This is a genomic window from Collimonas fungivorans, assembly GCF_028292705.1.
In the GTDB taxonomy this organism is placed as follows: Bacteria; Pseudomonadota; Gammaproteobacteria; order Burkholderiales; family Burkholderiaceae_D; genus Collimonas; species Collimonas fungivorans_B.
Genome location: NZ_JAQGLV010000252.1, coordinates 1 through 4377 on the forward strand (window position 1 = coordinate 1; position 4377 = coordinate 4377).

Genomic DNA, 4377 nt, shown 5'->3' on the forward strand with positions numbered 1-4377 from the left:
GGGCGCTGCGGGCTTCGGCAGCGCTGACGTGGACGGTATCGAGCGCCGATTCCAGCGCGCTGCGGTCCTTGTCCCACAGGTCGAGATCGTAGCTGGCCTTGACGGTGATTTCATTGTCCCAGTTCCAACTGCCGCCCAGCGGCGGCGGGAAGATATATTCGGAGGAATACAGGCCGCGCGTGCTGGCCGCTTCGGCGCCGACCTTGGGCAAGGTAGCGGCGCGCGCCACGCCGGCCAGCGACGACGCCTGGCGGATGCGCGCCTGGGCGATCTTCAGGCTGGGGCTGCCGGCCACGGCTTGCTGCACCAGGGTATCCAGTTGCGGATCGCGATAACTTTGCCACCAGGCGCTGGTCGGCCAGGCGGTCTTGCTGAGGTTGGCCAGTGCGGCGCCGCCGGAAAGCGAGTTGCCATCGGTTAATCTGGATTGCTTGTCGATGCCGGAAAAGTCGGCGCAGGCGCTTAACAGCAGCAACAGCGGCGCCAGGGAAGCGGCAAGCAGCAGCTTGGCCGAGGGAGGACGCTGGAGGATAGGATATAACCGCATGGGAACCCAAATTGTAATGATTAGAGAGGTCTGAACGCTTATTTGCCGGCAGCGCTTGCACTACACTAAAACCCCGGGTTACGCGGTGAACGAGGATATGACTGAATAATAGCAAAACGCCAGCTAGGCTGGCGTTTTGTGTAACTCTGAAACTCGCTGAATCAGTGTTGCATCAGATGCTTTTACAGCTTAGGCGCAGCTTAGTTGCCGTTATAGACTGATGGCTCTGCCTTGTTGAGCTGGCTCACTACGTCAGCACGGGTTTCCGGCTGGCCTACGGCTGCCACGACAGGGTATTGGTTGCGGGCCACTGCCAGCGAACCGTCTTTTTGGGCTTGCACCAGTTCGGCCTGGACATCGGCGCGCGATTTGGTCGAAACAAACGGTGTTTCAGGAGGATATGGAGCGTCGGCCAAAGCGCTGCCAGCGGCAGCCAAAATTGCAACACCTGCGATAAGTTGTTTCATGTTCATGTTTTTCTCCGATAAGGTTGATGGCAGCGGGCTCGGCGGAACAGGCTTCATGCAGCCGTCGGGTCCTGCCTCGGTGAGCGGCGCACTTGCATTTGCTGCAGTTGCTTGTGTGTTGCGTCCATCGATGAAGCAAGTGTAGAGGCTTCATGATCAACAATAAATGGTCATATTGGAAATTGACTATTCCTAAAATGACAATAATAAAAAGGAACTTTTTGGTGCAATGCGCAACCAAACCACGTTAGGCAGAAATGGAAATCAACCGGCCAGGACAGACGGCTGTGGCGGGACGCTGGTTTTGCATCATAAAGATGCAAAACCAGGAAAAACCGGAATCAGGCGATGTTGCCGGATGATTCGATGATGCCGCCGCCGAGGCAGACATCGCCGTCGTACAGCACGGCGGATTGTCCAGGAGTGACGGCCCACTGCGGATCGCTGAATTTGAGCGCAAAATTTTCCGCTTCAGGCAACAGCAGGCTGTCAAACGCGCAAGCCATGTCGGCTTGCCGGTAGCGTGTCTTGGCCGACAACTGGCCACTGTCCGGCGCTTCGCCGGCGACCCAGCTGAGCTGGCCGGCCTGCAGCGTCGACGATAGCAGCCATGGGTGATCATGCCCCTGGACGATATACAAGGTGTTGCTTTCCACATCTTTCCGCGCGACATACCAGGGATCGCTATCGCCGCCGGCATTCTTGTGCGTCTTCATGCCGCCCAGGCCGATGCCCTTGCGCTGGCCCAGCGTGTAAAAACTCAAGCCGACATGCTCGCCCACCACATCGCCATCGGGTGTCTTCATCGGCCCCGGTTTATAAGACAGGTAGCGGTTCAGGAATTCGCGGAACGGCCGTTCGCCGATAAAGCAGATGCCGGTCGAATCCTTCTTCTTGGCGTTCGGCAGCTGAATCTGCTCGGCGATCTTGCGCACTTCGGTTTTCTGGATTTCGCCCAGCGGGAACAAGGTGCGCGACAGCTGCGACTGGTTCAGGCGGTGCAGGAAATAACTCTGGTCCTTGCTGGCGTCGACTGCCTTCAGCAGCTCGAAGCGGCCGGAATCGGCTCGCCGCACGCGCGCGTAGTGGCCGGTGGCGATGAGGTCGGCGCCCAGCTTCATGGCATGGTCGAGGAAGGCCTTGAACTTGATTTCGGCATTGCACAGCACGTCCGGGTTCGGCGTGCGCCCAGCCTGGTACTCGCGCAGGAATTCGGCGAATACCCGGTCCTTGTACTCGGCGGCGAAATTGACCGCTTCGATATCGACGCCGATCACATCGGCCACGCTGACCGCATCAATCCAGTCCTGCCGCGTCGAGCAGTATTCGGAATCGTCGTCATCTTCCCAGTTCTTCATGAACAGGCCGATCACTTCATAACCTTGCTGTTTCAGCATCCAGGCCGAAACGGAGGAATCGACCCCGCCCGACATGCCGATGACTACCCGTTTTTTATTAGACATGGGCCACTCCGCAGGCGCTTGGATGAGTATTGAGCATGGACAGCGGCGCGCGCTGGCCGCGCAGGTAGTCGTCGATGCACAGCAGCACTTGCGGACTGCGGTGGCGTTCCGGACAGGCCGCCAGTTCGTCGCGCGACATCCACAGGGTGCGCAGGATGCCGTGGTCGAGCGCCTGGTCGTGCCGTGCGCCGAGGTCGCCGCAGAACGCGAAGCGCAAGTAAGTGACCGCTTTGCCGGTGCGCACCGATACATAACGCGCCATATACATGCCGACCAGCGCGGTAGGGGTGAAGTCATGCGCCGTTTCTTCCAGCGTTTCACGCACGACCGCCTGCGCCAGCGACTCGTTGGGATCGAGATGGCCGGCTGGCTGGTTGATGCGGATGCCGTCACTGGTCGCTTCTTCAATCAGCAAGAAGCGGCCGTCGCGCTCTATGATCGCGGCAACTGTGACGGCGGGTTTCCAAACGTCAGTCATAAATTCCTCGGTTAATCCGATATTTTAACTTGCCTGCCGGTTTTCGATGAGAAGCCGGCCAGAAGCAGGGGAGCTGCAGGCCGAGAATGTTGCCTGCAGCGTCCTAGCACGAAAGCGGATGTGATTGTAGCCATATTCGCAACGATGGATTAATTTTAGGATAAATAACCTACATCAAGACCTCTGGTTGTTGAAGCGTAATTTTTCCGTGTAAGATTCCATACAGCCAATTGCGGGGCAGGGTTTGATAGCCGCCGGGCCTGTGTCTGTGGCGGATTAGCCTGTCCTTGACATGTTTGTTGCGGTCGATTGCGTAATCCCGACAAATCCAAAGAATTCAGAATTCTTAACATCATAGTGGGAGAAGTACATGAAAATCGGCATCCCCGCCGAGACGCGGCCTGGCGAAACCCGGGTTGCTGCGACTCCGGAGACGGTAAAGAAGCTGGTGGCGGCCAAGCACCAGGTGCTGGTGCAGTCCGGCGCGGGCATTTCGTCCAGCATCACCGACGAAGCCTACGCTGCGGCCGGCGCGGAGGTAGTCACCGCCGCGGCGGCATTCGGCGTGGAAACCGTGCTCAAGGTGCGCGCTCCCAGCAGCGACGAACTGGCGCTGCTGAAAAGCGGCACGGTCGTGGTCGGCATGTTGAACCCTTTTGATGCCGACAATATTGCTGTTATGGCAAGCCATGGCCTGACCGCGTTCGCGCTGGAAGCGGCGCCGCGCACTTCGCGTGCGCAATCGATGGACGTGCTGTCGTCGCAAGCCAATATCGCCGGCTACAAGGCGGTGCTGATGGCGGCCAATACCTACCAGCGCTTCATGCCGATGCTGATGACCGCTGCCGGCACCGTGAAAGCGGCGCGGATGCTGATCATGGGCGCCGGTGTTGCCGGTTTGCAAGCAATTGCCACCGCCAAGCGCCTTGGCGCCGTGATTGAAGCTTCCGATGTGCGGCCGGCGGTCAAGGAACAGATCGAGTCGCTCGGCGCGAAATTCCTGGACGTGCCTTTCATTACCGATGAAGAAAAGGAAATCGCCCAGGGCGTGGGCGGTTATGCGCGGTCGATGCCGGCCGACTGGATGCGGCGCCAGGCCGAGCTGGTACATGAGCGCGCCAAGCAGGCCGACATCATCATCACCACTGCCCTGATTCCCGGCCGCAAGGCGCCGGTGCTGATCAGCGAAGACACCGTCAAGGCGATGAAGCCGGGTTCGGTGATCCTCGACATGGCGGTCGACCAGGGCGGCAACTGCCCGCTGTCGGAAAGCGGCAAGACCGTCATCAAGCACGGCGTCCACATCATCGGCGAAGGCAACCTGGCGGCGCTGGTGGCGGCCGACGCTTCGGCGCTGTATGCGCGCAACCTGCTCGATTTCCTCAAGCTGATCATCAACGCCGAAGGCGGCCTGGTGATCAA

Annotated in this window: 5 protein-coding genes; 1 reads left to right on the forward strand and 4 read right to left on the reverse strand. The window is 59.3% G+C overall.

What is annotated here, in order from left to right; genetic code table 11:
- From JWQ61_RS14410 to JWQ61_RS14425, 4 genes are all read right to left on the reverse strand, one after another.
- Positions 1-547 (reverse strand): TolC family protein (locus JWQ61_RS14410; RefSeq protein ID WP_304361131.1); only part of this gene is annotated, 547 nt, incomplete at its 3' end.
- 200 nt (positions 548-747) lie between these two features.
- Positions 748-1020 carry a DUF4148 domain-containing protein gene (locus JWQ61_RS14415; RefSeq protein WP_304361132.1) on the reverse strand — a complete coding sequence of 91 codons (273 nt, stop codon included), beginning with the start codon at positions 1018-1020 and terminating at the stop codon, positions 748-750.
- A gap of 335 nt (positions 1021-1355) precedes the next feature.
- Complete coding sequence (gene mnmA / locus JWQ61_RS14420; RefSeq protein WP_304361133.1) at positions 1356-2477, reverse strand: tRNA 2-thiouridine(34) synthase MnmA; 1122 nt, start codon at positions 2475-2477, stop codon at positions 1356-1358.
- Positions 2470-2955: an NUDIX hydrolase gene (locus JWQ61_RS14425; protein ID WP_014007612.1), complete on the reverse strand. Its 486-nt coding sequence runs from the start codon at positions 2953-2955 to the stop codon at positions 2470-2472. Before JWQ61_RS14425 ends, mnmA begins: the two co-directional genes overlap by 8 nt.
- A 370-nt stretch (positions 2956-3325) precedes the next feature.
- Between JWQ61_RS14425 and JWQ61_RS14430 the strand changes: the two genes are divergently transcribed.
- Positions 3326-4377, forward strand: a 1052-nt coding sequence (locus JWQ61_RS14430; RefSeq protein WP_304361134.1) for a Re/Si-specific NAD(P)(+) transhydrogenase subunit alpha, incomplete at its 3' end; no start/stop codon positions are given.

What these genes read in the sequence shown, in the direction of transcription:
- JWQ61_RS14415 (WP_304361132.1), bottom strand. Translation starts at nt 1,020, where the DNA reads ATGAACATGAAACAACTTATCGCAGGTGTTGCAATTTTGGCTGCCGCT.
- mnmA (WP_304361133.1), bottom strand. Translation starts at nt 2,477, where the DNA reads ATGTCTAATAAAAAACGGGTAGTCATCGGCATGTCGGGCGGGGTCGAT.
- JWQ61_RS14425 (WP_014007612.1), bottom strand. Translation starts at nt 2,955, where the DNA reads ATGACTGACGTTTGGAAACCCGCCGTCACAGTTGCCGCGATCATAGAG.